This window comes from Breoghania sp., from assembly GCF_963674635.1.
Lineage (GTDB): Bacteria > Pseudomonadota > Alphaproteobacteria > Rhizobiales > Stappiaceae > Breoghania.
Genome location: NZ_OY771475.1, coordinates 3757501 through 3760000, shown reverse-complemented (window position 1 = coordinate 3760000; position 2500 = coordinate 3757501). Strand labels below are relative to the sequence as shown.

The 2500-nt window shown below is 55.4% G+C and carries 1 rRNA gene (cut by a window edge); it reads right to left on the bottom strand.

Annotated features, from left to right (window positions below):
- Positions 1-104 precede the first annotated feature (104 nt).
- A 23S ribosomal RNA gene (locus ABGM93_RS16345) occupies positions 105-2500 on the bottom strand (it continues 348 nt past the right edge of the window).

The following is a 2500-nucleotide window of genomic DNA, read 5'->3' as shown; positions in this document are numbered from 1 at the left end:
CGACCGCGCGCCGGCCGGTCAGGCCGCCCTCCCGGAGGGCAGCGCGCAGCGCGGTCGCCCGTGAGGGATACAAGTTATATTCAGATGATCATTGACTAATGAGAGTGATCAAGCCGAACGAGTTATTAGTACCGGTAAGCTGCATGCATTGCTGCACTTCCACACCCGGCCTATCAACGTGGTGGTCTTCCACGACTCTTCAGGGAGAACTCGTTTTGAGGTGGGTTTCCCGCTTAGATGCTTTCAGCGGTTATCCCGGCCACATATAGCTACCCTGCTATGCCGCTGGCGCGACAACAGGTCCACCAGAGATGTGTCCATCCCGGTCCTCTCGTACTAGGGACAGATCCTCTCAATTCTCCTACACCCACGGCAGATAGGGACCGAACTGTCTCGCGACGTTCTGAACCCAACTCACGTACCACTTTAATCGGCGAACAGCCGAACCCTTGGGACCTGCTCCAGCCCCAGGATGTGATGAGTCGACATCGAGGTGCCAAACGATCTCGTCGATATGGACTCTTGGAGATCATCAGCCTGTTATCCCCGGCGTACCTTTTATCCGTTGAGCGATGGCCCTTCCACGAGGGACCACCGGATCACTATGGCCGACTTTCGTCTCTGCTCGACTTGTCAGTCTCGCAGTCAGGCGGGCTTATGCCATTGCACTCAGCGAACGATTTCCGACCGTTCTGAGCCCACCATCGCGCGCCTCCGTTACTCTTTGGGAGGCGACCGCCCCAGTCAAACTACCCGCCACACACTGTCCCGGATGCTGTTACATCGCGGTTAGACATCCATGCAGGTAAGGGTGGTATTTCAAGGATGGCTCCACCAAGGCTGGCGCCCTGGCTTCAAAGCCTACCACCTATCCTACACATGCCGACACGAATGCCAGTGTGAAGCTGTAGTAAAGGTGCACGGGGTCTTTCCGTCTGACCGCAGGAACCCCGCATCTTCACGGGGAATTCAATTTCACTGAGTCTATGCTGGAGACAGCGGGGAAGTCGTTACGCCATTCGTGCAGGTCGGAACTTACCCGACAAGGAATTTCGCTACCTTAGGACCGTTATAGTTACGGCCGCCGTTTACCGGGGCTTCAATTCGGTGCTTGCACACCTCCTCTTAACCTTCCGGCACCGGGCAGGCGTCAGACCCTATACGTCGCCTTGCGGCTTCGCAGAGCCCTGTGTTTTTGATAAACAGTCGCCACCCCCTGGTCTGTGCCACCCCCACCTGGTTGCCCAAGCAGAGGTCTCCCTTCTCGCGAACTTACGGGAGCAATTTGCCGAGTTCCTTCAGCATAGTTCTCTCAAGCGCCTTGGTATGCTCTACCAGTCCACCTGTGTCGGTTTCGGGTACGGTCTGTACGCGGGGGCTATTTCCTGGAACACCTTCACCGCAGCTCCAATCCAGTAAGGAACTACGATACACGGCATCCGTCACCACCCGCAGGCTGCAGAATATTGACTGCATTCCCATCGTCTACGCATGTCTGCCTCGACTTAGGGGCCGGCTAACCCTGCGCCGATTAGCGTTGCGCAGGAACCCTTGGACTTTCGGCGGGAGTGTCTCTCACACTCCTTGTCGTTACTCATGTCAGCATTCGCACTTCCGATATCTCCAGGATCTCTCGCGAGTATCCCTTCACAGACCTACGGAACGCTCCGCTACCGCTCAGACAAGCTGAGCCCGCGATTTCGGTGCATGGCTTGAGCCCCGTTACATTGTCGGCGCGGAACCCCTTATTTAGACCAGTGAGCTGTTACGCTTTCTTTAAATGATGGCTGCTTCTAAGCCAACATCCTGGTTGTTTTGGGAGTTCTACATCCTTTCCCACTTAGCCATGACTTCGGGACCTTAATCGGCGGTCAGGGTTGTTTCCCTCTCCACGACGGACGTTAGCACCCGCCGTGTGTCTGCTGGATAGTACTCTCGGGTATTCGGAGTTTGGTTAGGTTTGGTAATCCGGTGAGGACCCCTAGCCCATCCAGTGCTCTACCCCCCGAGGTATTCATCCAACGCTCTACCTAAATAGATTTCGCGGAGAACCAGCTATTTCCGAGTTTGATTGGCCTTTCACCCCTAGCCACAAGTCATCCCCGTCTTTTTCAACAGACGTGGGTTCGGTCCTCCAGTGCGTGTTACCGCACCTTCAACCTGCTCATGGCTAGATCACTCGGTTTCGGGTCTAGTACAACGAACTAAAACGCCCTATTCAGACTCGCTTTCGCTGCGCATACACCTATCGGCTTAAGCTTGCTCGTTACACTAAGTCGCTGACCCATTATACAAAAGGTACGCTGTCACCCAGGACGAACCTTGGGCTCCAACTGTTTGTAGGCGTCCGGTTTCAGGGTCTATTTCACTCCCCTCGTCGGGGTGCTTTTCACCTTTCCCTCACGGTACTTGTTCACTATCGGTCGGCAAGGAGTACTTAGGCTTGGAGGGTGGTCCCCCCATGTTCAGACAGGATTTCACGTGTCCCGCCCTACTCAAG